Source organism: Acidobacteriota bacterium (genome assembly GCA_038040445.1).
Classification (GTDB): Bacteria; Acidobacteriota; Blastocatellia; order UBA7656; family UBA7656; genus Onstottus_A; species Onstottus_A frigus.
Genome location: JBBPIG010000001.1, coordinates 255,118 through 280,380 on the forward strand (window position 1 = coordinate 255,118; position 25,263 = coordinate 280,380).

Annotated in this window: 18 protein-coding genes; 1 reads left to right on the forward strand and 17 read right to left on the reverse strand. The window is 55.3% G+C overall.

What is annotated here, in order from left to right; all coding sequences use genetic code 11:
* Positions 1–9 precede the first annotated feature (9 nt).
* The 9 genes from AABO57_01145 to AABO57_01185 all read right to left on the reverse strand — a co-directional run bounded on the left by AABO57_01145 (position 10) and on the right by AABO57_01185 (position 13,463).
* On the reverse strand, positions 10–1,452 hold the full coding sequence (locus tag AABO57_01145) for a sigma-54 dependent transcriptional regulator (protein MEK6284328.1): 1,443 nt from the start codon (positions 1,450–1,452) through the stop codon (positions 10–12).
* A 22-nt stretch (positions 1,453–1,474) separates the two neighbouring features.
* Complete coding sequence (locus AABO57_01150; protein MEK6284329.1) at positions 1,475–2,599, reverse strand: histidine kinase dimerization/phospho-acceptor domain-containing protein; 1,125 nt, start codon at positions 2,597–2,599, stop codon at positions 1,475–1,477.
* Positions 2,600–2,820: 221 nt separating this feature from the next.
* A complete protein-coding gene (locus AABO57_01155; protein ID MEK6284330.1) occupies positions 2,821–4,485 on the reverse strand; it encodes a hypothetical protein in 1,665 nt (554 codons plus the stop codon).
* A 280-nt stretch (positions 4,486–4,765) separates the two neighbouring features.
* Complete coding sequence (locus AABO57_01160) at positions 4,766–8,188, reverse strand: sigma 54-interacting transcriptional regulator (GenBank protein MEK6284331.1); 3,423 nt, start codon at positions 8,186–8,188, stop codon at positions 4,766–4,768.
* A 467-nt stretch (positions 8,189–8,655) separates the two neighbouring features.
* Positions 8,656–9,624 (reverse strand): YCF48-related protein, encoded by a 969-nt coding sequence (locus AABO57_01165; protein MEK6284332.1) that lies wholly within the window; start codon positions 9,622–9,624, stop codon positions 8,656–8,658.
* Positions 9,614–11,224 carry a benzoate-CoA ligase family protein gene (locus tag AABO57_01170; protein ID MEK6284333.1) on the reverse strand — a complete coding sequence of 537 codons (1,611 nt, stop codon included), beginning with the start codon at positions 11,222–11,224 and terminating at the stop codon, positions 9,614–9,616. The genes AABO57_01165 and AABO57_01170 overlap by 11 nt, the downstream gene beginning before the upstream one ends.
* A gap of 72 nt (positions 11,225–11,296) precedes the next feature.
* On the reverse strand, positions 11,297–12,883 hold the full coding sequence (locus tag AABO57_01175; protein MEK6284334.1) for a S8/S53 family peptidase: 1,587 nt from the start codon (positions 12,881–12,883) through the stop codon (positions 11,297–11,299).
* A 10-nt stretch (positions 12,884–12,893) separates the two neighbouring features.
* Positions 12,894–13,088 (reverse strand): hypothetical protein, encoded by a 195-nt coding sequence (locus AABO57_01180; protein MEK6284335.1) that lies wholly within the window; start codon positions 13,086–13,088, stop codon positions 12,894–12,896.
* 174 nt (positions 13,089–13,262) lie between these two features.
* Positions 13,263–13,463, reverse strand: coding sequence for a type II toxin-antitoxin system HicB family antitoxin (locus AABO57_01185; GenBank protein ID MEK6284336.1), 201 nt, complete (start codon positions 13,461–13,463; stop codon positions 13,263–13,265).
* A gap of 985 nt (positions 13,464–14,448) precedes the next feature.
* On the opposite strand from AABO57_01185, the gene AABO57_01190 reads away from it, so the two are divergent.
* Positions 14,449–14,760, forward strand: coding sequence for a hypothetical protein (locus AABO57_01190; protein MEK6284337.1), 312 nt, complete (start codon positions 14,449–14,451; stop codon positions 14,758–14,760).
* Positions 14,761–14,762: 2 nt separating this feature from the next.
* Here the strand turns inward: AABO57_01190 and AABO57_01195 are convergent, their stop codons facing one another.
* The 8 genes from AABO57_01195 to AABO57_01230 all read right to left on the reverse strand — a co-directional run bounded on the left by AABO57_01195 (position 14,763) and on the right by AABO57_01230 (position 25,163).
* Entirely contained in the window at positions 14,763–15,716 is a 954-nt protein-coding gene (locus AABO57_01195; GenBank protein MEK6284338.1) for an MBL fold metallo-hydrolase, read from the reverse strand.
* Between the two features lie 219 nt (positions 15,717–15,935).
* Positions 15,936–17,720, reverse strand: coding sequence for an acyl-CoA dehydrogenase family protein (locus AABO57_01200; GenBank protein MEK6284339.1), 1,785 nt, complete (start codon positions 17,718–17,720; stop codon positions 15,936–15,938).
* Between the two features lie 187 nt (positions 17,721–17,907).
* On the reverse strand, positions 17,908–19,089 hold the full coding sequence (locus AABO57_01205) for an acetyl-CoA C-acyltransferase (protein ID MEK6284340.1): 1,182 nt from the start codon (positions 19,087–19,089) through the stop codon (positions 17,908–17,910).
* Positions 19,090–19,154: 65 nt separating this feature from the next.
* Entirely contained in the window at positions 19,155–19,634 is a 480-nt protein-coding gene (locus AABO57_01210) for a hypothetical protein (GenBank protein MEK6284341.1), read from the reverse strand.
* Positions 19,635–19,797: 163 nt separating this feature from the next.
* The gene (locus tag AABO57_01215) at positions 19,798–20,073 is read right to left on the reverse strand and encodes a DUF2442 domain-containing protein (protein ID MEK6284342.1); all 276 of its coding nucleotides are present in this window, start codon (positions 20,071–20,073) and stop codon (positions 19,798–19,800) included.
* Positions 20,074–20,236: 163 nt separating this feature from the next.
* Positions 20,237–22,642 carry a 3-hydroxyacyl-CoA dehydrogenase NAD-binding domain-containing protein gene (locus AABO57_01220; GenBank protein ID MEK6284343.1) on the reverse strand — a complete coding sequence of 802 codons (2,406 nt, stop codon included), beginning with the start codon at positions 22,640–22,642 and terminating at the stop codon, positions 20,237–20,239.
* A gap of 52 nt (positions 22,643–22,694) precedes the next feature.
* On the reverse strand, positions 22,695–24,506 hold the full coding sequence (locus AABO57_01225) for a long-chain fatty acid--CoA ligase (protein MEK6284344.1): 1,812 nt from the start codon (positions 24,504–24,506) through the stop codon (positions 22,695–22,697).
* Positions 24,507–24,521: 15 nt separating this feature from the next.
* On the reverse strand, positions 24,522–25,163 hold the full coding sequence (locus AABO57_01230; protein ID MEK6284345.1) for a TetR/AcrR family transcriptional regulator: 642 nt from the start codon (positions 25,161–25,163) through the stop codon (positions 24,522–24,524).
* Between the last annotated feature and the right edge of the window lie 100 nt (positions 25,164–25,263).

Consider the following 25,263-nt stretch of genomic DNA (forward strand, 5'->3'; position numbering starts at 1 on the left):
CATCGAAGCTCATACTGGCCACGCTGTGGCCCGCGCTGTACCTTCTGTCACCGCGTCGTCCATCTCTTCTTCTTCCTCGCTTCGCAGCCGGCCGGCATAACCATATTGGCGTAGGCGGCGATAGAGCGTGCGCCGATCTATTCCGAGCACTCTTGAAGTTTTGATTTGATGACCGCCCATCTTCTCGAGCACTCGGATGATGTAGCGGCGTTCAACCTCGGCGAGCGAGACGCCGTCAAGCGTTGCTTCATGCACTATGTCGCGCTCAGGCGCAGTGACGCTGACGGGCAAGTCCTCGGGCAACAGAATCTCGCCGCTTCCCATCGTGAGCGCGTGCTCGACCGCGTTCTCCAGTTCTCTAACGTTGCCAGGCCATTCGTGAGTCATCAGAACTCGCATCGCCTCATTCGCAAACCGGCTGGTAGGCTCGCTGTGCTGAAGCGCGAACTTCTGCAAGAAGTGGTGGAGGAGAAGCGGAATGTCTTCACGGCGGTCCTTCAAGTCTGGGAGTCGCACTGGCACGACGTTGAGGCGGTAAAATAGATCCTGACGAAACTCGCCGCGTTTGACTACTTCTTCAAGCTCCTCGTTGCTGGCAGACACGAGTCTAATATCAATCTGGATGTTCTCACGCCCGCCAACCCTCCTTACGACACGCTCCTGCAAGACTCGCAAAAGTTTCACTTGAAGACTCGGCGAAAGCGTGTTGATCTCATCCAGGAATACGGTGCCGCCCTGCGCTTCTTCAATCAAACCACGTCTGGTCTCGTGTGCTCCGGTGAAGGCGCCTTTTTGATGGCCGAACAATTCAGACTCAAGCAGGGTGTCGGGGATCGCGGAGCAGTTTATGGGCATGAACGGAGCGTCCCGGCGATCCGAGTTGTAGTGAATCGCACGCGCGACCAGCTCCTTTCCGGTTCCAGTGGACCCGGTTATCAAAGCGGAAGCGTCTCGACGGGCAGCAATTCGCTTTATCACTTCGAAAAGCTGCTGCATAGGTTTGCTGCGGCCAACGATGTTGGAGAAGTTGTATCGCCCCCGCACCTCGGCTCGAAGCTCTTTCACTTCGCGACGGAGGCTGCGCCGCTCCAAAGCCTTCTCGACTGTGATGCCTAGTTCGTCGAGCTGAAAGGGCTTGCCGATATAATCTTCGGCGCCGAGCTTCATGGCTTCGACTGCCGAGGAGATTGAGCTGAAGGCAGTCATGATGACGACGGCCACTTCGGGCCAATCGACCCGAATTCTCGCCAGTAATTCGAGTCCGCTCATCCCGGGCAGCTTGATGTCCGTTATGACGAGCGCGTAATCCTGTTCCTGAAGGCGAGCTACGGCGTGTTCGCCATCCTGAGCCGTATCCACGGTGTACGCTTTTTCCGAAAAGAACGATGTGAGAAGCTCGCACATTGGAGCTTCATCTTCGACAATTAAGATACGCTGATTAATGTCCCTCATGACTTACAGTACCGAGTTTCGACTATGCCGGGCTACCAGGATTCACAGGCAAATAGATCACAAGCGAGATGCCTCGTTCCCCCGACCCGCTGAAAGCTACTCTCGCGCCCGCCGCGTTCAGTACCTCCTTTGCAAGCGATAGGCCGACACCTACAGTTGCTGCTTCACTCTGCGCGCCAAGGAAACAGCCAAGAGATTGTGAGAAGTCGTGCCCGACTCCGCCGGCCTCGGTTCCCGCCAACGCCACGGCCAGAAATCCGGGCCTCTCAGGGGCTTCATCAACTACCACCTCAAGCCTGCCTCCGGGTCCGACTTCCTGACCGGCGTTAAGCAAGAGGTTGAAGAACGCCTGCCTCAACTGCGGCGCTTCTCCATATACCAGCGGAGGGCTTATTCTGCAAGTGAGGCCAGCTTTCACCTTTGTCTTGTGTAGATAGTGCCCCACCAGGGTGAGCGCGTCCGACAGCAAGGTGTTGATCTCAATTGCGTCGGCCCGGCCTTGCGGAGGGTGCGCAAGATCGAGCGCTTGTCCGACCATTGATGCTATACGCCTGGTTTGATTAAGTATGGCCGAGAGTTCCTTGTAGTTTTGACCGTCCGGTTTCGTTCGCATCAGTAGGAACTCGGTGTAGCCCGATATGACGTTGAGGGGAGTGCCAATATCATGCGCAATTCCAGAGAGTATTTGACCCAAGCTAGCATACCGCTCTGCCTTCAGTAACTGTTGCTGTGCGCGGCGTTCACCGGTAACGTCGCGCAGCAATCTTATAAATCCACACGTGCCGCCGCGTTCGTCAAGTAGCGGCTCGATGGTCACGAACAGTATTCTCCCGGACAAGTTCACTTCACCGTCTAGTTTGACCACCGACCCTGTCGCTAGAACTTGCTCGTGTGGGCAAGTCGAATGTTCCCCATGAAAGGCTTGCTGGCAACTAGAGCCCTTCAGTTCAGAAAACGACTTGGAGTATATGTCGCAAAGGTTCTTGTTCACCCACAGGATTTCACCGGTTGCCGAGTGGACGCTAATGCCCTCAGAGACTGCGTCAAGGACAGTGGTCAACAGATACTCCACCGGAGATCCGGGAGTGCCGTTCGCGGAAGTCGAGCCCATACGATCTACGGTTGAGTTGTCTATACCAGTTGGCATGCTTAGCCGGACGGATTCAAATACAGGTCTGCTTGTGAATCCCCAGAAAGTAAACCTATCGCGCTCTGTACAGTGCTCCAGATTGGGAAGTAAAAAGTATAGCACCGCTTTGCTGCAACGTGAGGTAGCCGCCACAAATCAAAAGGGAGGGCCAGTGGTAGGCCCCCCCTTTGTCTCGAACGCTAGTCACAGGGCGCGCTGTCTGAGTCAAGGCACTGCATTCAGCGCTTGACGTTGCTTGGTCTGCGGATAGAAGGCGCGGGCGTACTGAGCGCCGCGGCCGTTGGCAGAAGCGCTTGTAGGATTGCGCCGCCAGACTGACTCTGTAAGTCTGGCATTTTCCCGACGACCAGCGAACCCGGAGAGGCCATTCGTATTCCGGCTTCATCCAATGTGAATGAGCTTATCGCCACAATGCTGGTACGGTCCGCATAATAGTCCAGCCGATCAACTCTGGATCCAATTGGCCCGACCAATTGCGGCTTAGAGTCTTGCAAGTCGCCCGCAACGCCGACGGAATATAGGTTCCCCGAATAAGTGGCAATCAGCCACTCCGAATTCTGCCCGCTAACGAAGTTGGAAAGCCCACCTTCGTCTTTGAAGTCCTCGGTGAACGAGTTAGCGGATGTGACTTTGTTCTTCTTTCCTAACCTGGCCATAGCCAGCACCGCAAGCTCGGATGTTATGTGTAGGTTAGTAGGACGACGGATACCCGGACCTTTTGCGTTAGTCGGCCTCCTGATTTGGACTGTATAGCCAGGCTTGACTATTCCAACGACTCGCTTCGATGAATCGTACTGGATCAAAAGAGGACTCGCATCGCTCTCGGAGTAGTGCGCCAGTTCCGGGAACGAGTATAGCCGCTTAACCGTCGCAATCTTGTCGTCGCCTTCAAGATCAACCGCGCACAGCGAGCCGTCACTTGTCGCGAACAATGCAAACTCTGAATCCGCGTGAGAAACAATCGCGATATTGCTGCCGTCGGCCAGTGCTGTTCCGGCAGGAAACTGATCGGGCATTGTTCGCTTCAGCGGATCGAATGTACCGTACACGCCGAGCCCGTAGAATGATATCTCGGATGAAACCGTGGTAACGGTGTCCTCTCCAACGGACCTCCGATTCTGGCAAACGCTCACAACATTGGTGGCCGCATCAACGTTAAGGAACGAGATGCTATCGTCCGGGCCGTACGCATCAGGTTGCACTATCGCAACACTGTATAGATACCCCTGTGCAAGATTATATGAGAACAGTGAAGCTCCGTTGGTGAACACCAACGTGTCGCCGTTCCCGTTCAATGCGAAGTCCAACGGCGCTTCACTGGTGTGTTCAGTCGATACCCCCGGGATGTCAAACGTCACCACGTTAGAATCGAGAACGGGCTTGCCGGTTTCATCCAAACTAAAGTGCACGTAGGCGATCACATCAATTGGCGTGACCTCGCCGTCCTTCTCTTCGAACCTTGTGCCCCTTACATAAACGGTGCTGCTGGGCGGATCGAATAGGACTCTCGTTGGAAAGTAGACTGTGTTGGGCGCACCAGGCTCTGAATCCCGCGACGACGTGATTTTCTTTGAGAGCGGGGGCGCATCCGGCTTCTTCGTGTCGATCACATAAAGGGAATGATTGTCGAGTTGCGAAACGTCAAGGTCCCCATTTTCCGCAAGCCCCTTCGAAGGCCAGAAGGGAGCTATGACGACGTATCTACCAAAGGCCAGAATGGTATTATTGGTTGCGCCGGTGACTCCGCCAAGATCAACGGAATAGACGTTTGTGGAGGACGCCTGGGGTGAGTAGCTAACGGCGCCATACGCCAACAAGAGGGCTAAGAAAACAACAACTATGCGCATCCCTCTCATCTTGCTGAACAGTCCACTTGTATTCATGCTATACCTCACTCCACGGTGCAATCCCGTCACGTCCGTTGCGCTCCCAAAATTCAATTTGCGCCGGTCGCGGCTCTTAAGACCTGAGTCCTGTCTGTGTCTAGGAGCGGTCAGGGGTTGCCACTTCTAATCTAGTCCTGCTGAAAAGGCGAAACAATACACCGCTGCTGTCGGTCAGACTGCGATAATATTTTCAAAGGTACCGTCGTGTCAAGCGTTTTTCGAAGCATTTTCAAGAGTTACCGTTCTTTGGACCGCTCCTCCAACGACGACGGGTGGCCTAAGCCGGAACCTCCTTTTGAATTCCGAGCTGTGCAAGCTTAAGCCGCAGCCCTCTCCGCGACAGCCCGAGGTCGATGGCGGTGCGAGAGAGATTGTTTCTGTTGCGGACCAACGCTTCTTGGATAAGTTGGCGCTCGAGCACCGCTGTCGCTTGCTTAAGTTTTAACCGGGTGCCTTCAGCTGGCTGATCCCTAAGCCCGCTACCATTAGTTCCCCGGCCTTGCCTATTGTTGCCAACTACGGATGGAGTCCGCTCGGCGCCCCATCGTGACCGGTCGGAACCAGCTTGCTTGCGCGGGTGGATCACTTCGGGCGACAGGTCTTCAGTCGATATGCGCGCCCCATCCATCGCATACGCCACGACCCTCTCTATTTCGTTTCTTAGTTGGCGCACGTTCCCTGGCCAGTCATGTTCGGTGAGCGCGTCGATTGCCTCCTGAGTCATGGTGAGGGGCTGCTTGCCCGCTCGAGACGAAAAGTGCTCGAGGAAATGGGCGGCCAAAACCGGCACCTCCTCACGACGCTCTCGAAGCGGCGGAACGTGTATGCGGATGATGTTAAGCCTGTGGAACAGGTCCTCCCTGAAACGTCCGTCCTCCACGGCCCGTTCCAGGTCCGTGTTGGTGGCCGCGAGTATCCTTACATCTACTCGAAGCGGTTTTGTCTCCCCGAGGGGCTGAATCTCGCCTTCCTGAAGGAAACGCATCAGCTTTGGCTGCACCTCCAATAACAAGTCGCCAATCTCGTCGAGGAAAAGGGTCCCTCCGTCCGCAGCTTTGATAATCCCAGGATAGTTGGTGGTCGCCCCGGTGAACGCACCACGTCTATGCCCGAAGAGCTGGCTGTCTATGATCTCCTTGGGCGCGGCAGTACAGTTGAAAGGGAGAAAAATCGCACGCGGCCTGGCGGATTGATTGTGTATATGCCTTGCGACCAGCTCTTTGCCGGTCCCGGACTCGCCGGTTATCAAGACTGTGACATCGCTTGTTCTGATCTTGTAGATCTTATCGATTACGTCGAGCATCGAAGGGCTGGCAACGATGAAGCCGGGCATTATGGTCTGTACGCGTTGTCCCAGACGTCTAGTCGTGCCTCCACGAGCGGCCGCGCGAAGCGAACACGTTTCAAGCCCAAGTTCTGCCTGCCTCAATAGCGGCTGCAGTCTTCCGACATCCAGCGAACCGTTTGCTCGAATGTAAACAACTATCGGAGGGTTAACACTGTCGCCGAGCCTTATGAGATATCCGTCGGCCAAATGGGTGATGCTCTCCTCTGTCGAAGCATCCAATGTCGCGCACAGCGTTTCAGCTTCGGTACGACTCGCGCCTTGCGCAGCCAGCGGTTCCGGGCGCCCTTTGTCCTCTACTCGGCAGATAATAACCGCGCGGACTGAGAGGTTCTCATAAATAACTGCCGCTAGCTCCTGCACTAGAAGCTCGCGGGACGCTGAAGCCTCGATGAGCCTCTGCATCAACAGAACATCGTTGGTCGTCGAGACTCGCGATGCCTGTGGAAGATCCTCTGCCTTTGCACCCAACGCCAGAGCCCTTCTCGTTAACTCTAAATCGGGCTCAGCGCCTAGCTTTTCAAAAATCGCCTTGGCTTGAAGCAGGTTCGATTCCGCGCCTTTGAGGTCGTGCGCTTTTCCCAGCAACAGCCCCATCTCGTAATAGCTCCGAGCTAGCTCGCAGGGAATCTCGGTCGTGGTGAAGATCGATACGCTTTGCGCGATGTGCTGTTTGGCTTCGGCAAGCCGCCCTGACGAAGCCTCGAGCTGACCTGTTAATCTCTGGATCAACCCCGACACCGGCAGGTACATTTCTTCCTTCAATCGGCCCTGCGCCAGTTCGAGATATTCTCCGGCCTGTTCGTGACCGCCCTGCGAGATGTGAAACTCTGCCAGCCCGACCATCGCCAGAGTTACACCGTGCAGGTCACCTATAGACGTTGAAAGCTGCATCGTCTCCCGGAGAGTCTTAAGCGCCAGATCTACTCGCCCGGTGCCTCTATGAACAGTGGCTAGGATTCGTAGCGCATTACTTTCCAGCCATCTGTCTCCACTCCCTTCTAATAAGGCGAGGCTTTTCTTTAGGTGCGCCTCCGCGTCTGCAAATTGACCTCTGGCGCAGAGGATTTCCGCGAGTGTGATACAACCGGTAGCTTCATAACTTGGTTTCGTATAGCGCTGGGCAATGTCTATCGCTTTATCGATGTTCTTTATAGCCTCTTCCCATAATCCCAAGTCACGAAATAAATCACCTAGATTATTGTAGGCACTTGCTAAGTAATCTTTATGGCCGCCGCCCTTTTCAAGGTATCCTATTCCACGCTCAATATACCTGACGGATTCCTGGTTCTTTCCAGGGTCGCTCTCCATTAAAGTTGTGCCCAGGTCTACCAAAATGGTTCCAATCAGGTTCGGATTCGTGGCTCCCTCGGCCAACGCGACCGCTTTCATATAATGCTCTTTCGAGCTTGAAAATGAGCCCTCAAAGAAATCCGCAGTGCCGAGTCGACGATATATTTGAGCGAGGAGCTCGCGGTCTAAAGCGGTCTTTTGAAAGCTTGCCGCCGTCACCAGGTGGTCCCTGGCAATTCTGAATTCGTTTATCTCGATGTAGGTGCGGCCGAGCGCGTAATGAGCCTCGCTCATCCCGAGGTCATCACCCTGCTCGAGGAAGAGTCGCCTGGCCTCATTCAGCCCGGCAATCGCTTTAGGATGGTTTCTCAGGAAGCTGTTGACCCAGCCCAGGCGAAGCCTGACGCGAGCACGCGTTCGTGGCGACAGCGAAGTGACCATTCGCGGATCGTCGTACTTCCCGATGACACTGTGGGCCTCTTCGTACTTGCTCAACTCCTCGAGCGCTTTACTCAGAAGCGAGCGGGTCACCGCTTCGTTCTCGGGAGTCGCGCCGCCCTCGGCAAGCGCGGCGTACAAATACTCCGCGGCGGCTTCGTAGCGGGATTGCGCTAGTGCGGCTTCTCCCAGCTGAAACTTCGTCATATCGCTGGCTAGTCCGGTCTCAGCTACGTGCGGCAAGGCAGGCGCCAGCGTCTTTGCCGCGCCGTTTGTGCTTTGTCTCTTCAGCATCTGCCTTACGGTCACGTGGCTTATGCGATCGACTATTCCCCGCTCCATCGCAGCCGTGGCCAGCTTCTGGGGAGTCCATTCTTTGAATCCGTAGCCCACCTGAGAGGGTGACATGCCGGCCAGGCTAAGCATTTCTTCGATCTGAGAGGATGTAAACTTCGGTCTAGGTCCACCCTGCGGACCGCGCTTCTTTGTAGATATCCCTTCCACCCCGTCTTTGTTGAACTTGCGAATCCACTTCTTGATGTTGGAAGGATGAGAGCCAATCGACTGACTAATCTCCACCGCGGTTCTGCCCTCAGCGGAAAGCAGAATGACACGCGCTCGCACTCCTTCCTCTTTGCTCGAAGACTTCGAGCAACGCTTGAGTCCTTCTAGTTCGCCGGTTGTCAGGGGTCGGACCAATAGAGGTTGGAACATTTTGCGCCTTGTCTCGACTCTCTGGGTTCTGTCTGGGGCTGATCTGAAAAAGTTGAAACTATCTGCTGCCTTCATCCGGTCCGATCCGAAGCGCGACTCCTCATTCGGACCGTCTCTATTTCAACCCCGTTACCCAGTTGGCTCGACGAGGCTCCGAAAATAACAAAAAACTACTAACCCGTCAACAACTATCTTTCCAGTTTCATTTCAGCTCATTGTATACATCAGTGACGGAATGGAAACTTCGGGCCGGTTTGATTGAGCCACGAGTAGCCGGAACACAGCGTCGGCCGAAGGGTTTCGTGGCTTGAACCGAGGGGATTCTTGTAAAGGGAGGTTAGGTCGTTTGATCTTGCTTAAATCGCCGGCCTGGACAACTATCTCTTTTCGTAATACCTCATCACCAATCCATCACGTCCAATGGCGTAGCCGCGGTTCTTATGGAAGGAAACCGAGAACAGGTCGTTGACGGTGTTGCTGTTTTGTTCAACCCAGTTGCGTCCGCCATCGTAGGTCCGGATTATGCGGCCTTTGTAACCGACGACCCAACCGGTCTTATTGTCAATGAAGCTCATCCCGAAAAGAGGTTCTCGCACGTTCAAGGAGACGCGTTCCCAAGTCGCTCCGCCGTTCTCAGTTCGCAGCAGGGTCCCGTTGTCTCCGGTAATGAGTCCAATACGTTCGGTGACCATATAGACCCTGTTCAAGTCGTCGTTGACCCCGGACCGTTGCGGATACCAGTTTCGTCCGCCATTGTCTGTGTGAATAATCATCCCGCCGGTGCCGATAATCCAGCCGCGCTCACCCCGAAAGCTCAGGTGAAACAGTTGTGCATCGGAGCCGCTTTGCTGCTCGCGCCACGTTGCGCCTCCGTCCGTTGACACCAGAATCAGCCCCTTATCGCCGACGATGTAAACGTGATCGTCGTCAACGGACTGCACAGAATACAAATCAAGGTCTCCGCCGGTTGCTCCTGCGCGCCGAGTCCCGCGCAATATCCTGACGAAGCTCCGGCCGCCGTCGGTGCTTCTCAAAATGGTGCCCGCGTCGCCGACTATGCATATTCTGTCTTTTCGAATGTGGACATCGTTCAGCCCCGCATCGATGCCCTGATTCATCTCCTGAAACGTTTGCCCGTCGTCGTGCGACCTCGCGATTAGTCCGTGAGCGCCCACTACCCAGATGTCATCGCCATCATAGTAGACCGAGTTTATCCCGGAAGGCGCGCTCGTCGTCTTGATGGTGTGCAGTCGAGCCCACCCCTGCTGCGCAAACACCACGCCGCACAGCGTACCTGCCAATAACACCAGCGTGAATGCCCTGGTAACGCCTTGCCTATTGATCATCCGAACCTCCGCTTAAAAGCCGCCCGCTTTCCGCTCTCAGCTTGTACCTTTGAATTTTTCCCGTCGATGTTCGAGGCATCTCCTCGATGAATTCGATCTGGGAAGGCACCTTGTATTGCGGAAGCCGCGAGCCTGCGAAACTGCGTATTTCATCTTTCAGCGCCTCGCCGCGCTCACCCTCTCGGATGACCACATAAGCCCGTGCGGTTGCCAGCCCGCTGTCGTCGACACTCGAAACCACCGCCGCCTCTGATACCGCCTCGTGTGAGATCAGCACCGATTCGACCTCGATCGGCGAGACCCAAAGCCCGCGCACTTTGAAGCAATCGTCGGAGCGGCCGATGTGATAGAAAAAGTCATCGTCGTCTCGACGATAGACATCTCCAGTGTGGACCCAGCCATCCTTGATCGTCTGTTCGGTAAGCTCGGGCCGGTTCCAGTATTCTGCTGTCGCGCTCCCTCCACGCACCCAGAGGTTTCCCAGCTCCTTCGCGCCAACCGCGTGGCCCGCGTCATCGACAAGGCGCGCGTCGTAGCCCTCGACCACCGTGCCACTCGATCCCACCAGCGAGTTCCCTTCTCTGTTCGAGATGAAAATGTGAAGCATCTCAGTCGAGCCGATGCCATCCAGAATCGTCAACTCGAACTCCTGCTGCCAGTCTTCAAAGATCTTCGCGGGCAACGCCTCGCCGGCGGATATGCACAACCGCACGCTCGAGAGATCGACTCGTTTTCCACTCAATCGATAATCCAACAGAGTTAGATAGACCGCGGGCACGCCGAAGAAAACCGTAGGCGCTCGTTCTTCGATGAATCCCGCGAGGCGTTCCGCGCTCATTCGCTCAGATTCAAGAAGGACCGTAGCGCCCGCGGCCAGCGGAAACGACAAGCTGTTTCCAAGCCCGTAAGCAAAGAACATCCGCGATGCTGAGAAGACTCGGTCTTCGCTGTTGAGACGAAGAACATTAGCGGCGTAGTTTTCGACGGTGAACGGTATTGAGCCGTGAAGATGCAACACGCCTTTGGGAGTTCCCGTGCTGCCCGAGGTGTAGAGTAGAAAACCAGGAGTCTCGCGAGTTGTTGCCGCGTGCGCGAGCGGTTCTGTGCGTGGGTTGATGTCGTCAGGCTTGGAACAAGATCGCGTTCGCGTGTCCACCTTGAGGACCGCGCAGCGATTCTCTGTCTCACCACTCGAGTTCACCTTGTCTTCAAGCTCGCTCTCGACAACCAGCAATCGCGCGGCCGAATCTGCGAGTATGAACTCGACGTCGCGGGCAGGTAGAAACGTGTTGATGGGAACGCACACCGCTCCAACTGAGACGGCCGCAAGAAAACACGCGATGAACTCAGGCGAGTCGTAGAGCAACAGCGCAACGCGGTCGCCCTCGTTCAATCCACAGCTCAGTATCCGGCTCGCCCAATGATCCACCTCATCGCGAAGCTCGTTGTAAGTGATCCGCCTATCTCGGTACTCGATAGCAGTGCGATCGCCGATCTGACGAAGTCGCTCGTCGCCTAAGAAGTAATCGCAGAGATTGAATTGCGATGGATAGACCGACATCGGGTGCCGATTATATGCCAGCGATGAAACTTCGATCAATCGGCTTTGCGTTAGGATGAGCGTTGGAATTCAAGTAAGCCGCTACCTGGCCACTCACAAACTACCTTTGAATCAATTGAAACCTTTGACTTTGGCGAAGGCGGCCGCGAACCCGTCAGGAACGGCAAACCACGCTGGTGTATGAGTGAAACCTGGATTCTTCCTCGCGAAGAACCCGTCAGGCTGAACCTCAACGTTGAGATTGGGGTAGCCAATCACGAATACGCGCAAGGCGGGGTCACTAATCTGTCCCGTCACTTTACCCGGCTTCGCCTTGTTGACCTGCAGCGTGACCGGCTGCTTAAGCTGACCTAACCACGTTGTACCCGTTATCAAGTTCTCAAGGTCGTAAGCTCCGCCACCAGCAATCACTCTCCCTGCCAAGTCATCGCGAGGATGCGCCGAGTAAGCGACCGCCTGTAAAACCGTAGCTGCCGACTCCCCCATCACCTTGCGTAAAGCAGCACCGGCGGCCACTTGTGGAGCAGACGCGCTCGTACCGCTCAAGAACAGTCCCAGCCCGGAGTTCACCCCGACCCCGACCGCCCAGGTGGTAGTGCGGTTGTAGTAGTCAGACCATACCGTGGGTGTTCCGTTGCGTTCAGTGGCAGCAACCACAGCGCCGGGAGAGCGTAAAGCATATCCTCCAGGATAACGCGGCGACAGCGTCAGGTTCCTCCCCTGACTGTTCAAGCCATTCCCTGCACTCGCAACCCACACTCCGCCAAGGAAGAAGAACTCAGTTAGGGCTTCCTCCAAGAACGGATTGTAACCAAACTCGATGAGCGACATGTTCAATACGCGAATCGTCGCATCGGTGCGCGCGTACTGAAGGAAGAGCTGAGCGCTGGCCACCAGGTCGGCACTGCTTCCGAATGAGTCGGGCCTCAGCATCCTTATCATCAAGAACTGAACCTGGTAGTCCCGGCCGATCATTTGATTGCCGCGCTGAAAGTTTAGCCGGAGGATGCCTGCGGTCGCGTCCCCGTGCACATAAGCCGGATCTTCTTCCGGGGTGTTGCTTTGCACTCCATTCAAGATCGTGAAACCATTGGCAGGGTTACCATCGGGTCCGATGCCAGTCCAAAGATCGCCTTCAAAATCAGATTGTTTCAGACCGCCATCAAAAAACCCTGCGACAATCGTGCCATCGCTACCGGTAGCAGAAACGCTTGAGGGCCGAAAACCTTGAGCTTCGCTCCAGTCCTCTGGAGGGGTTGTGGTGGGGTTCGGCCCGCCTCTTACCAACCAGTTGGGAGAAGCTTGAGCCACGCGGGGATCTTGTTCCAACTCCGACATTGTCCGTTCGACGTTTGCCGCGTCGACATCCAACTTATAGATGTCACCTCGAGGAGTCTCGGTGATGTGTTCGAGCTGAACACCGTGTTCGGCCTCGAACTCGGACCTGCGCTTCTGTTCGCGAGCTTGCAGCACCTCAACATGTTCTTGATCAGAATCGAGGAACGGCCCGAAGGAATCGGGTTCCGGATCTTGAGCGAATCTCAATAAAATTCCGCCCGCAAGACTGCGCGGATCGAGATGCTGCCTCTCCTTGCGCTGAGCCTGTTCAGCGAACCCGGACAGGTGGGGGGAACCAAGACCGCCTATAAGGATAATCGCGAAAACAGAGATAACTCGCTTTAAGAGTCGTGGTCTCATTGCTTACTTCCTATTCCACATTAATTCCATCTTGCATCTTGATTCCGAGTTGCGAAAGGTAACTACCTTCAAGGCCTCGGATGATTGTCGAGCCTCCGAAAGTGTAAGTGAATTCTCGATCGAGAGTCTCAAGCAATTCCTGATACGAAGGCTTGGGAAGGTCGGGGAGATAGGCTGCAATTCTTGCCCGCTCGGATAGAGGCAATAAACTTCTCCTTTCGCTTTGGGAATTCCTCCATGCGTTTGAGAATTTCCTTTTCAGATAGCTTAGCCCTCGGAGGCCGTTCGATCTTGATTTCTTTGATATCCTTAAGTCGCCTCGCCATAAATCAATCCTCGCTTCCGAACATATTGCTTTCTCCGAATCTTAGCACAGTGCTCAATGCGGGCAAGTCGTCGGGGATTGACGTAAAGGCAGCCCCTTCTCGGCTCTTACTTCAAGACACAACGCGATAGCATCTTTGATATTCTCAACGGCTTCTTGCTTGGTCGTTCCCTGACTCACGCAGCCTGGTATGGAAGGACACTCGCTGATCCAAACACCATCTTCATCTCTGTCGAGTGTTATGTTAAATCTCATAGCGAACCTCCAATTGCCAGATGATTGCATGTCATCGAGAGACAGGCAAGCGGGTTGCCGAGCCCGGTAATCAACCCCAGATGCTAAGATCGGGGCACACCCGAATGGATAGGAGCGGGGGATGCCCCTCTTCTAGCCTTAGGATGAGCCGGCGAGCCAAAAGACAGATCGAGCGATATTCGTTATACTTTGCCTGCGAAAATGAAATACATCCTGCGTCAGTTGCTAGACTATTCTTTCCTATTACTGAAGCATTGGTTTTTGTGGGTAGTTCTAGCTATGGACGTCCTTGCCATAATCATAGCGCTTATCGTTCCGTCATTCGTGGTTCCCCGCCAAGCACTAGTAGGATTGTCCCTGCTTGGTCTGTTTTGGGCTAGTTTTCAGGTTTTTCAGCACGTAGTCGCACAGATACCGAACTATCCGCATCAGCCACCGCCAAGACCATCGCTCAGCGTTGAATTGATTGAAGGGAGCGAATACTCCATTTCTCTGTCGCGGGATGGAGCCAGACAGCGATTACCAAACTTCAGAATAACGTTGCACTGTCGAATCGCTAACATGGGCTCTGTTAGAGTACACACTCTTTCAATTTATGCCTCAACAGTCGGTAGTGACTTACCTTGGGGTGATCAATCCTCTCGGCCGTTGGATACGGAAGGCAGGCTTCTTACAATGCCGCGCTGGCTTAGCCCGGGCGAACCTCCACTATGTTGCGATTTGGTGGTGGATGTGTCGCCACCGACCGCTCATAATGATGCGCAATTCGCTAATGAATTAGCGTGGATTGGGGATTCCCCGATAAAGGTCACGGTACAAGTTGAAACGCAGGGTCAAGCGACACCTACAATCACGTTCAGGGCTAAAGCCGAGATACCCGTTCGACCCATAAAGGGCGCGTACTTGGAGTACTGGAAAAATCACAACTATGTGGACCTTTTGAATCTGGCAGAAGGGCACTAGGATTTGCAACGAGGGAGAACAAATGGATAACGCAAAGGATATAGAAGCGCGCGAAATTTATGCACAATCGATTAATCTTGTTGATAAGGAGGGCAGGCTTCGCGCAGCATTCGATGTTAATGACGACGGATCAGTAGACCTTGTGTTCTATCACTATAAAGAGAACCAACGACATGGCGGAGGGCGCCTTTCAATCGAGATGTCCGCGGATGGGAATCCTAGTATCTATCTAAACAATGATAAGTCTCGTGTTTCGATTCGAATGCCGAAAGACCAAGATCCGACGATAGAGCTGTTTAACGAGCAAGGCAGGATTTGGTCGAGCGATGATTAGTCTTAGGGCACATAACTCAATTGATAAATCTCCTGGTCTCCCTTGCGTTCAATTCTAAGCTTATTCTCGGCCACCGCGTAGTCGAGATGAGCTACCGTCTCCGAAAGCGCAAGAAAGCGATGATAACTGCGCGGATCAGGGAACAACAGCATCGAAGTCTCCCAGGCCGTAGCTCCGTTCTTCGGGAGCAGACCCAGAAGCTTCGTCTGGCGTGCTTTGGTGAAGCGATACATCCGATGAAAGTGCTCATCGTAATCGGTCACGTCATCGCCGTGGCCGCCTTTCAACACCGTCGGCGCGAGCGTGCGAATGCGGGCGAGCGATACAAGATATTCTCCGAGCGATTGAAATCGCCGCTTCGCATCGATTGGATCCGGGCTTAGCACCGGATTGGGGGTGATCGTCTTCAGCACCGTGTCCGACGCGAACACTGTTCGGTTGCTCGTTCGAACAAGGCATATCGAACCTGGAGTATGCCCGGGCGTGTGAAGGACGATCAGACTTTCATGATCGAAGAGGATCTCGTCTTCATCCTTCAACCTCTCGACGCGCTCGAGCGGATAGGCAAAGCCCTTGAACTTCTCGTAGCCCGCTTCCATTCGATCGATCGCTTCGCGCGGAACTCCAGCCGCGGTCAGCAGCTCGCGATACGCGTGATAATCAGTCTCCGCCCCGACAGCCGGCGCGTCCCACTCGTGTATGTATGCGGTGGCGCCTGACTCTTCGACTATCAACTGCGCAAGCCCGTAGTGATCGGCGTGAGCGTGAGAGATGATGATTCGCTTGATATCCGAAAGCTTATAGCCCAGGCGGGAAAGTCCTGACCTTAACGCTTCGAGTGAAGCGTCATCACGCGGTCCGGCGTCGATCAGCGTGAGAGGATCTTCTTCGATCAGGTAGACGTTGACGGGCCCGACATAGAAAGGCGTGGGTACACTGATTCTGTGAATCTTCATATCGCGGGGCCCGGACAAGTCAACTATTGGCGTCCTTTCGTCGATATGTGAGGGTAATTAACCGCTGATCATCGCTGACTGCGTAACGCTGATGTTCGCAGATCAGCGCGAATCAGCGAGCCGATAGGCAGCGGAAATCAGCGGTGAATCTGTCGAGCCAGGGCAGATTCGCATCTCAGTCGATGTGAATCCGCACTGGCCCGATTCCCTGAGATCACCTTACAGGTTATATCTTCCCGCCTCGATGATCGAGTCCGCGATCCGCCGTCGCGCCGCAACGGTGTTGATCGGAGTGTACTTCATGTAGCGCCGAAGCACCGCAAGCATTGTGCGAAGCTCATCGCCTTCCGACATCGCGGCCAGCGCCGTCTTCGCATGCTGTTCAACTCTCGAGATCGAGTCATTGACGAAGACACGCGTAGCGTCGATGTGATTCGAGCAAGACGCCTCGCCTCGTCCGGCGATGAACTTCTCGGTGCGAAGAATGGCGCTCTCCATGCCGTAGATCTCCATGATGATGTCGCTCGCCGCCGCAAGCACCTCTTGCTGCTCCTGCACCTTGTCGCGATACTTCTGCGCGGCTGATCCCAGCACGGCTACCGCCGCCTTCTTCGCATTGCCGAGCGCGACTCGCTCTTGAGAGAAGACTCCTTCGGCCGGTTCTTCGGGCATCGATGGCGACAGCATCTCGTCCATCAATTTCTTAGCGGCCGCAAACAACGGCAATTCGCCCTTCACCGCGCGGCGAAGCAGTTGACCGGAGATGATCAGCCGGTTGATTTCGTTGGTGCCTTCGTAGATACGGCTGATCCGCGAATCGCGATACGCGCGCTCGACCGGATAGTCCTTCGAGTAGCCGTTGCCGCCGAAGACCTGTACCGCTTCGTCTGCAACGTAGTCGAGCGTCTCGCTGCCTACAACCTTGATGATAGAGCACTCGACGGCGTAGTCCTCGATCGCCTTGAGCATCTGCGCGGGATTGTCCCGGTCAATCGTCGCCAGCGAGTCTTCGATCATCCCAACCGTGCGATAAGTCATGCTGTCGGCAACGTAAGTGCGAATCGCCATCTCCGCCAGCTTGTGCTTGATCAAGCCGAACGACGAGATCGGCACGCCGAACTGATAGCGCTGTTTGGCGTAGTCGGTCGCGATCGTCGTGAGCCGCCTCGATCCTGCAATGGTGCTTACGCCAAGCTTGAGCCTGCCGAGGTTCAAAATATTGAAAGCTATCTTGTGACCCTTCCCTATCTCGCCAAGCACGTTCTCAACGGGCACTTGCGCTTCTTCCAGATTCACCGCGCACGTTGAGGAACCCTGCAGTCCCATCTTGTGCTCTTCGGGCGCAATTGATACTCCCGGAAATCCGCGCTCGACGATGAATGCAGTGAACTTCTCGCCGTCGACTTTAGCGAATACGATGTACACATCGGCGAAGCCGGCGTTGGTGATCCACATCTTCTGACCGTTGAGCACGTAATGCTTACCGTCTTCAGAGAGCACCGCCTTGGTCTTCGCGCCGAGCGCATCAGAGCCCGAACCCGATTCGGTCAGCGCGTAAGCGCCGATCATCTCGGCCGTTGCAAGCTTTGGCAGATACTTCTTCTTCTGCTCCTCGGTGCCAAAGTAAACGATGGGCAGCGTGCCTATCGTCGTGTGCGCTCCGAGTGATCCCGAAAATGATGCCTGACCCGACATGGCCTCGGAAGCAACGAGCGAGCTGAGAAGGTCCAGCCCCGCGCCGCCGTACTTTTCCGGAATGTCGATCGACAACAGCCCCAACTCGCCGGCTTTTCTAAGCAAGCCTCTGGTCAACTCATAATCTTTCGATTCGATCTCGGCATCGAGCGGCAGGATTTCCTTCTCGGTGAATTCGCGCGCCGTCTGCGCGATCATCTTGTGCTCGTCGCTCAGATCATCGGGGGTGAATACCTCCGAGGCGTCGTGGTCTTCAAGAATGAAGCTCCCGCCTTTTATCACTTTCTTTGTTTCTGCAACGCTAGTCATTAGTTCCTCCCTTTATCATTCCCGCAATTTCATCACTGAACTGTCGGCGACAAGTCCGATCCTCGGAGGGACCGCGTCTTTGACAACCTGTGATGTCGTCAGAGTAAGACCATTGGTTCGCGCAAAGCCGCCCAAGGCGCAAAGGCCGCAAAGCTGCCGCCGCCGAGCTAACAGAAGGCGCCTGCTTTCATTCCATCAGTTCAAAGATTCCGGCCGCGCCCATGCCGCCGCCGACGCACATCGTCACCATCCCGTAACGCGCGTTTCGCCTTTGCATCTCCCGCAAAATCGTCGCGGTGAGCTTTGCTCCCGTGCAGCCGAGCGGGTGACCCATCGCAACAGCGCCGCCGTTCACGTTCAACTTGTCTTGATTGATGCCAAGCTCTTTCACTACCGATAGAGCCTGAGCGGCGAAAGCTTCGTTCAACTCGATCAAGTCGATTTGATCAAGCGTCAGGCCTGCGATCTTCAACGCCTTCGGTATCGCAGCCACCGGCCCGATGCCCATGTAATCGGGATCAACACCTGCTGTAGCGTACGCGATCATTCGCGCAATCGGTTTCGCTCCAATCTCTCTTGCGCGGTCCGCTGACATCACCACCGCGGCAGCCGCGCCGTCTGACATCTGCGACGAGTTGCCCGCGGTCACCGTGCCTCGAGCGTGAAACGCGGGTCTGAGTTTTCCGAGCGCTTCCGGCGACGTATCCGCGCGCGGACCTTCATCGGTGTTGAAGACCGTTTCTTTGACTACGCGCTTCCCTTTCGCGTCGAGCTCGACTGTTCTGACCGTCAAGGGCACGACTTCATCCTTGAACTTGCCATCGTTGATTGCGGCAATTGCCTTCTGATGACTGCGATATGAGAACTCGTCCGCTTCTTCGCGCGAAATCGAATATTTCCGCGAGAGGTTCTCGGCCGTCAGTCCCATATTCAAATAGAAATCGGGATGATTTTCGACGAGCGTAGGGTTGGGCACGATCTTGTGACCGCCCATCGGAATCAAGCTCATTGATTCAGTTCCGCCGGCTACAATGCAATCGGACCAGCCGGCCATAATGCGCTCCGCAGCGAAGGCGATGGCTTGAAGCCCCGACGAACAGAAGCGATTGATCGTAACTGCCGACGCTTCTTTCGGAATTCCCGCGAGCCACGACGCCTGACGAGCGACGTTCATTCCCTGCTCTGCTTCAGGCATCGCGCATCCGAGAATGACGTCTTCGATCATCGCAGGCTCGAGCCCGGGTGTGCGCTCGATGGCTGCTTTGATGACCGTAGCAGCCATGTCATCGGGTCTTGTGTCTTTGAGTGTTCCGCGCGGCGCTTTGCCGACGGCTGTTCTGAGTGCTGAAACTATCACTGCGTCTTTCATTGTTTGAACTCCAGTTCGTCTTAGAATTCGAAGCTTGCAAGGTACAGTTTTTCAGTGGGCAGGTGTTAGGTCTCAACGTAGTACTCTCTAAAATACCAATCCCCATTCTCCATGCGCGCCTCAAAATACGCCTTATCATCAATGTCCCTGCCTCTGTACCGGGCTTTCATATCCACGAAGATGAAGTATGTTTCGTTTCCTTTGTCATCTAAGGCCTTCATAATCTTGGCCAACTTCCACTTAATCGGTATGGCATTTCTGCCCTGTGCGGCCACTTCCTGATTCTTCCTTTTGAATTCCTCTCTGCTTAGCTTTTCGCGGGTTACGCCGCTGTACCGTTGAGATAGCAATTCGTATAGCTTTTCGTAGTGATGTGTCCGCTTTAGTTCAAAATAGAGGTTTAACTTGCCAACAAACCGTTCGCGCAGTTCAGGCTGAATCACCGAAAGCCTTTTGTCGTTTCTGATCTGCGCGGATGAAGAAGTCGTAATCGTCAAAAGACACAGAAGGACAACGAACTTTACCTTGTGTTTACCTGCAGTCATAGGACTTCCTTCTCAAGGACTGGGATTATCCACGTCACTAATTCCTCAGCGCCTTCCCGGTGTTTAGCATATGCTGTATTCACTCTTGCGTTTCTTCTCTCCGCACAGCGAAACAAACGCCTCGCGCTCGAGGTCCAACAAATACCGCGCCAACACCAGCGTCTCACGCAGCAGGAGTCTCGTGCGCGTTGTCGCTTGTCTCGGCAATCGGCTGGCTCTCAAGGTAGAGAGTCTCATAGCTCAGATCGAGGCCGCCCGGCCACTCGACGGAACCCGCGACCACTCGCGCCGCTTGAAAAAGCGAGCGGTCTCGCAGGCGCACGAAAATGCCACGCGAGAGAAGGGGTTTCACGTCAAATATGCGGCGCTCGCCGTTGTCGAATGAAACATCCAACTGGTAATCGTCCAGCGCACGGACGAATGTGACATGCGGATCCATCGATCCTTCGACTCCAGGGGTTCGATCTTGAACATCTCTCCGACGTCCTACCGTCATTGCTAGCCGCCGCCTTTGACTGCGCATTCAACTCCTACGGAGTTGGCCCCGTTCTCGCACCGCCGACTATGAACATGCAACTCCTAACGGAGTTGTTTGAAGGAGATTAATTCCTCAGCGGCTTGCCAGTCTTCAGCATATGCTGAATGCGCTCTTGCGTTTTCTTCTCCCCGCACAGCGAAACGAAAGCCTCGCGTTCGAGGTCCAACAAGTACTGCTCCGACACAAGCGTCTTATGTGACAGATCGCCGCCAGTGATTATGTACGCGAGCTTCTTAGCCACGTGCGCGTCGTACTCGCTGATAAATCCGCCTCGCACCATCATGTGAACCGCCAGCTTGATCGCAGAAAGCGCCGGCGCTCCGAGCACTGGAATATCAGTGCGCGGGTGCGGCTGCGTGTAGCCCTCGCGCACCATCGCCAGCGCCGTCTGCTTCGCGTCTTCAATCAAGCGATCGCGGTTCATCGTGATCGGATCGGTCTCGCGCAGGAAGCCAAGCTCGCGAGCTTCAACGGCTGACGTCGCCACGCGAGCCATCGCAATCGTCTCTGAAACTTTTCTGATTCGAGGGAAAAGAACTTCATCCGGCGTTGCGTCTTCCACCGCACGCAGGAGCAACTCCTTCACGCCGCCGCCTCCGGGTATCAGTCCGACTCCGACTTCGACCAGCCCGACATAGGCCTCAGCCGACGCGCGAGCCTTGTCGCCGTGCATCGTGATTTCACAGCCGCCGCCAAGAGCCATGCCCTGCGGCGCGACGACCACGGGCTTTGCCGAATAACGAAGATTCATATTCGCGTTTTGAAACTGCCGCACCGACATTCCGATCTCGTCCCATTCGCCTTCTTGAATACCAAGCAGCAGCATCATTATGTTCGCGCCGACCGAGAAGTTATCAGCCTCGTTACCGATCACCAGCGCTTCAAAGTTTTCGCCGACTTCCTTTACCGAGTAGTTCATCATCGAGATTGTGTCCGCGCCGATCGCGTTCATCTTCGAATGAAACTCGAGGCAAGCCACGCCGTCTCCGATGTCGATCAGCGAAGCCGACGCGTTCTTCTTGATGACCGCACTTTGATCTTTGAGCGACTTCAGGATTAGGACGCCCGGGCGCGCGGGAACTTCCCTGTAGTCGGCCGAAGGGAAATCAAAATAGAAGGTTCGGCCTTCGCGATGTTCATAGAAGCTCTTCTTGCCCGAATCGAGCAGCTTCTGAACAAGCGGCGGAATCTCCTGCCCTTCTTCGCGCATCTTCGCAAGCGACTTCTCAACGCCAATCACATCCCACAACTCAAACGTGCCGAGCTCGTGATTGAAGCCCCACTTCACCGCGTTATCGATGTTCACGATGTCGTCTGCGATTTCGGGAATTCGATTCGCCGTGTACGTCAAGTTGGCGCTTATGGTCTTCCACAAGAACTCGCCGACTCGATCCTTACCGTACACGAGCGTACGGATTCTCTCGGCCGTATCTTCAATCGCCTTCGCTGCGTCAAGCGATGGAAAGCGCACTCTCTGAGCAGGCTTGTACTCCATCGTGTTGTAGTCGAGCACCTGGTACTCGGTCTTTCCACCTTCGCCTCTTTGCTTCTTGTAGAACCCCTGCCCCGCCTTGTTGCCGGTCCAGCCGCGCTTCACCATTTCGCGCATGAAGTCGGGCGGTACAAGAGCGTCGCGCTTCTCGTCATTTGGTACTGCGGGGTAGAGGTTTTCCGCGACGTAAAGCGCAGTGTCCAGCCCGACGATGTCGGTAGTCCTGAACGACGCCGACTTCGGCCGCCCCAGGATCGGCCCAGTCATCGCGTCGACCTCTTCAATGGAGTAGCCGCCTTCCATCATCACTCGAACGGCGTTGAGCGAGCTGAAAGTCGCGATGCGGTTGGCAATGAAGTTCGGCGTGTCCTTGGCGAAGACGATTCCCTTCCCGAGCCTTCGATCGCAGAAGTCGGCGATGAAGCTAACGACTTCAGGAAGCGTCTCTGCGGTCGGGATGACTTCGAGCAGTTTCAAGTACCGCGGCGGATTGAAGAAATGAGTGCCAAGAAAATGTTTGCGAAACCCCTCGGAAAAGCCCTCGGCCATCGCTTTAATAGGGATGCCCGAAGTATTGGAACTAATAATTGTTTCTGGCCTTCGAAAACCTTCAACTCGCGCAAGCAAATCACGCTTGATCTCGAGGTTCTCCACAACCGCTTCGATGATCCAATCTACGCCGGACACCCTCTGAAGATCATCGTCAAAGTTCCCTGTGGTAATCAGGCCGGCGAGCTTCGGTGAGAAGAAAGCAGAGGGTTTGATCTTCGTCGCCGCTTCAAGCCCCGCGTTTACTATTCGATTCCTAACCTGCTTGCTCGCGAGCGTGAGTCCGCGCGCTTCTTCTTGCTTCGTGAGTTCCTTCGGCGCGATGTCCAGCAGATGGACGTCGAGGCCGGCGTTTGCGTAGTGCGCCGCGATCTGCGCTCCCATTGTCCCTGAACCCAGCACCGCGACTTTGTTGATCTTGTAACTCACGATCCGTCTCCTTCTTGTAAGGGCACCCACGGAGGGACGCCCGTTCAAAAACCTACACCACCGCCAGACTCGGAGTCTCTTGCTCGTACAACCGGTCGATCACGTTTGCGTACTTCTTCTCGATCACGCTGCGGCGAGGCTTGAGCGTCGGCGTCAGCTCGCCCGATTCGGTGGTGAACTCGTGTCCGAGCAGCGCCACCTTCTTCACTTTCTCAAACCTGGCAAGCTCCGCCGTGTACTTGTCAACCTGCCGCTCAATCAGATCGACTATTCGCGGATTCGCTAGAAGTTCGCCCTGGTCCTTGAAGCTGATACCCTTGAGCTGGGCATAACCGCGCAGCAGCTCCATATTTGGCACGATCAGCGCCGAGGCGAATTTTCGGGCGTTGCCGACGACCACCACCTGCGAAACGAAACGACTCGACTTAATCAAGCTCTCGAGCCTCTGTGGCGCGATATATTTTCCGCCGCTGGTCTTGATCAAGTCCTTCTTGCGATCAGTGATGACCAGGAACCCGTCGGCGTCGACGTGTCCGATGTCGCCGGTCCGAAACCAGCCGTCTGAAGTAAAGGCCTCTTCGTTCTCAGCGGGGCGGTTGTGGTAGCCCTTCATAACGTTGTCGCCCTTGACCAATATCTCCCCGTCTTCGGCGATGCGTACGCTGACTCCGTCGATGATTGGGCCGACCGTGCCAATTCGATTGCGCGTCTCAGTATTGCAAGAAACCGAAGGCGAGGTCTCGGTCAAGCCGTAACCTTGCAGGATCGGCAGACCGGCCGCAAGAAACAGGTAAGCAATCTCCGGCGCCAGCGGCGCTCCTCCTGAAATGAATATTCGAACGTTGCCGCCAACAGCTTCGCGCCACTTCTTGAACACAAGGACGTCGGCGATCCTATGGGCCAGCGCCAGCAGCGGTCCGATGCGCTCGCCTCGGTCTTTGTGTTCAGCCCACTGCCTGCCAACGGCCAGCGCCCAAAGGAAAATCTGCCGCTTAGGAAATCCAGCCGACAGACCGCGCTCGATTATCCTCGCATATATCTTCTCGAACATTCGCGGCACGCTGGTCATCGCGGTCGGGTGGACCTCGAGCAGGTTCTTCGCAACAGTCTCGATGCTTTCTGCGTAGGCGATCGTCGCACCGGTGTGCGCGTACAGATACCAGACCGCGCGCTCGAATATGTGCGTGAACGGCAGATAAGTCAGCGCGAGCTCACGCCGATTCTCGAGGTGAAGCCATCGTGCAGTGTTCAAGACGTTCGCCGTAAGGTTCTTGTGCGTCAGCATCACGCCTTTGGGATCGCCGGTCGAGCCTGATGTGTACAGAATCGTCGCGAGGTCTTCTGATGTCGCGGCCCGCCACAGGCTTTCGTAGAGACCCGGCTGCTCACCATAGAGAGCGCGGCCCTTGTCGACCAGATCTTCAACGCCGACGATAGGGCTCGATATCTCCTGGAGCGAGATGACAAATTCGAGCTCGGGTAATCGAGACTTGATGGCGAGCGCGTCTTTCGCGAAAGCTGGCGACACGAAAATGGCTCTGGCAGCCGAATCTGCGAGTATGTACTCGACCTGTGCCCGGGTCTGCGTTGCATAGATCGGCACATCAACCGCGCCGATCGCCAGCGCCGCAAGGTCGGCGAGATTCCACTCGGGCCGGTTCTCAGACCAAATCGCAATTCGATCTCCGCCGCCAATGCCGAGCGCCTTCAGCCCGAGAGCTAGTTCTCTAACCCGCCGCGCGACTTCGCAAAACGTGAGCGAGCGCCATTCACCGCCAACCTTGAAGCGAAGGAACTCCAACTCGCGATAGCGCTCGACCGCTGAGTTGAACAGCTCGTTTAATGTATTGGGCTCTGTGCCCATCGTCTCTCCAGTTGGCTAGCTGATCTCGCGCGAGCGCTTGCCTGACTTCGGGCGCGCGATGCCGTTCAGGAAGACATCAAGCACCGGCTCGGCAGTCGAGGCGAGGCTGTAGCGCTTGCGGCTCAATACCCAGTTAGTAGCCATCTCATCCAATGCGCCGAACAGCACCTTAGCGACGACCTTTGTGTTCAGCCCCGAACGAAACACGCCGTGTCGCTGGCCTTCTTCGATGGCCTCGCGTATCAGCTCGAGATATTCCGTGACCTTGGTGGCCGAGAATTGTTCCATGAACTTCGTGGAAGAGCGCAGCTCGACTTGAAACACGACGGCAAGATTTCGATCGCGGCCGAGCCCTTCGAGATGCGCATGAACTATTCGCCTAAGTTTCTCGATTGGATCGTCGGTCTGGGCAAGGCTCTTCCTGCCGGCAGCTAAAGCCTCTTCCATGTAGTCGTTGAAGATTGAAACCAGAATGTCGTCCTTGTTCCGAAAATAAAGATAGACGGTCCCGTCGGCGACTCCGGCTTCGCGCGCAACATCGGCGACTTTAGAGTTGAAGAAGCCGCTTCCGGCGAACACCTTTATCGCCGCGCGAAGTATCGCCTCATACTTGCCGTTAGCCTTTCGTTCCGGCTGTGAAACCCTGGCAGACGCCATTCGAGTATCCAATCGTGACTGAATGATGGTTCATTCATCTTTTACTCTAAAACGCCGGCCTAATGCAAGCAGGAATTACGCGCCCTCAAATTCCCCCTCC

Coding starts and splice junctions, on each gene's coding strand:
- AABO57_01190 (MEK6284337.1), top strand. CDS start 14,449: ATGGATAACGCAAAGGATATAGAAGCGCGCGAAATTTATGCACAATCG.
- AABO57_01225 (MEK6284344.1), bottom strand. CDS start 24,506: ATGGGCACAGAGCCCAATACATTAAACGAGCTGTTCAACTCAGCGGTC.
- AABO57_01155 (MEK6284330.1), bottom strand. CDS start 4,485: ATGAATACAAGTGGACTGTTCAGCAAGATGAGAGGGATGCGCATAGTT.
- AABO57_01150 (MEK6284329.1), bottom strand. CDS start 2,599: ATGCCAACTGGTATAGACAACTCAACCGTAGATCGTATGGGCTCGACT.
- AABO57_01230 (MEK6284345.1), bottom strand. CDS start 25,163: ATGGCGTCTGCCAGGGTTTCACAGCCGGAACGAAAGGCTAACGGCAAG.
- AABO57_01145 (MEK6284328.1), bottom strand. CDS start 1,452: ATGAGGGACATTAATCAGCGTATCTTAATTGTCGAAGATGAAGCTCCA.
- AABO57_01210 (MEK6284341.1), bottom strand. CDS start 19,634: ATGACTGCAGGTAAACACAAGGTAAAGTTCGTTGTCCTTCTGTGTCTT.
- AABO57_01195 (MEK6284338.1), bottom strand. CDS start 15,716: ATGAAGATTCACAGAATCAGTGTACCCACGCCTTTCTATGTCGGGCCC.
- AABO57_01185 (MEK6284336.1), bottom strand. CDS start 13,463: ATGAGATTTAACATAACACTCGACAGAGATGAAGATGGTGTTTGGATC.
- AABO57_01215 (MEK6284342.1), bottom strand. CDS start 20,073: ATGGATCCGCATGTCACATTCGTCCGTGCGCTGGACGATTACCAGTTG.
- AABO57_01175 (MEK6284334.1), bottom strand. CDS start 12,883: ATGAGACCACGACTCTTAAAGCGAGTTATCTCTGTTTTCGCGATTATC.
- AABO57_01165 (MEK6284332.1), bottom strand. CDS start 9,624: ATGATCAATAGGCAAGGCGTTACCAGGGCATTCACGCTGGTGTTATTG.
- AABO57_01200 (MEK6284339.1), bottom strand. CDS start 17,720: ATGACTAGCGTTGCAGAAACAAAGAAAGTGATAAAAGGCGGGAGCTTC.
- AABO57_01205 (MEK6284340.1), bottom strand. CDS start 19,089: ATGAAAGACGCAGTGATAGTTTCAGCACTCAGAACAGCCGTCGGCAAA.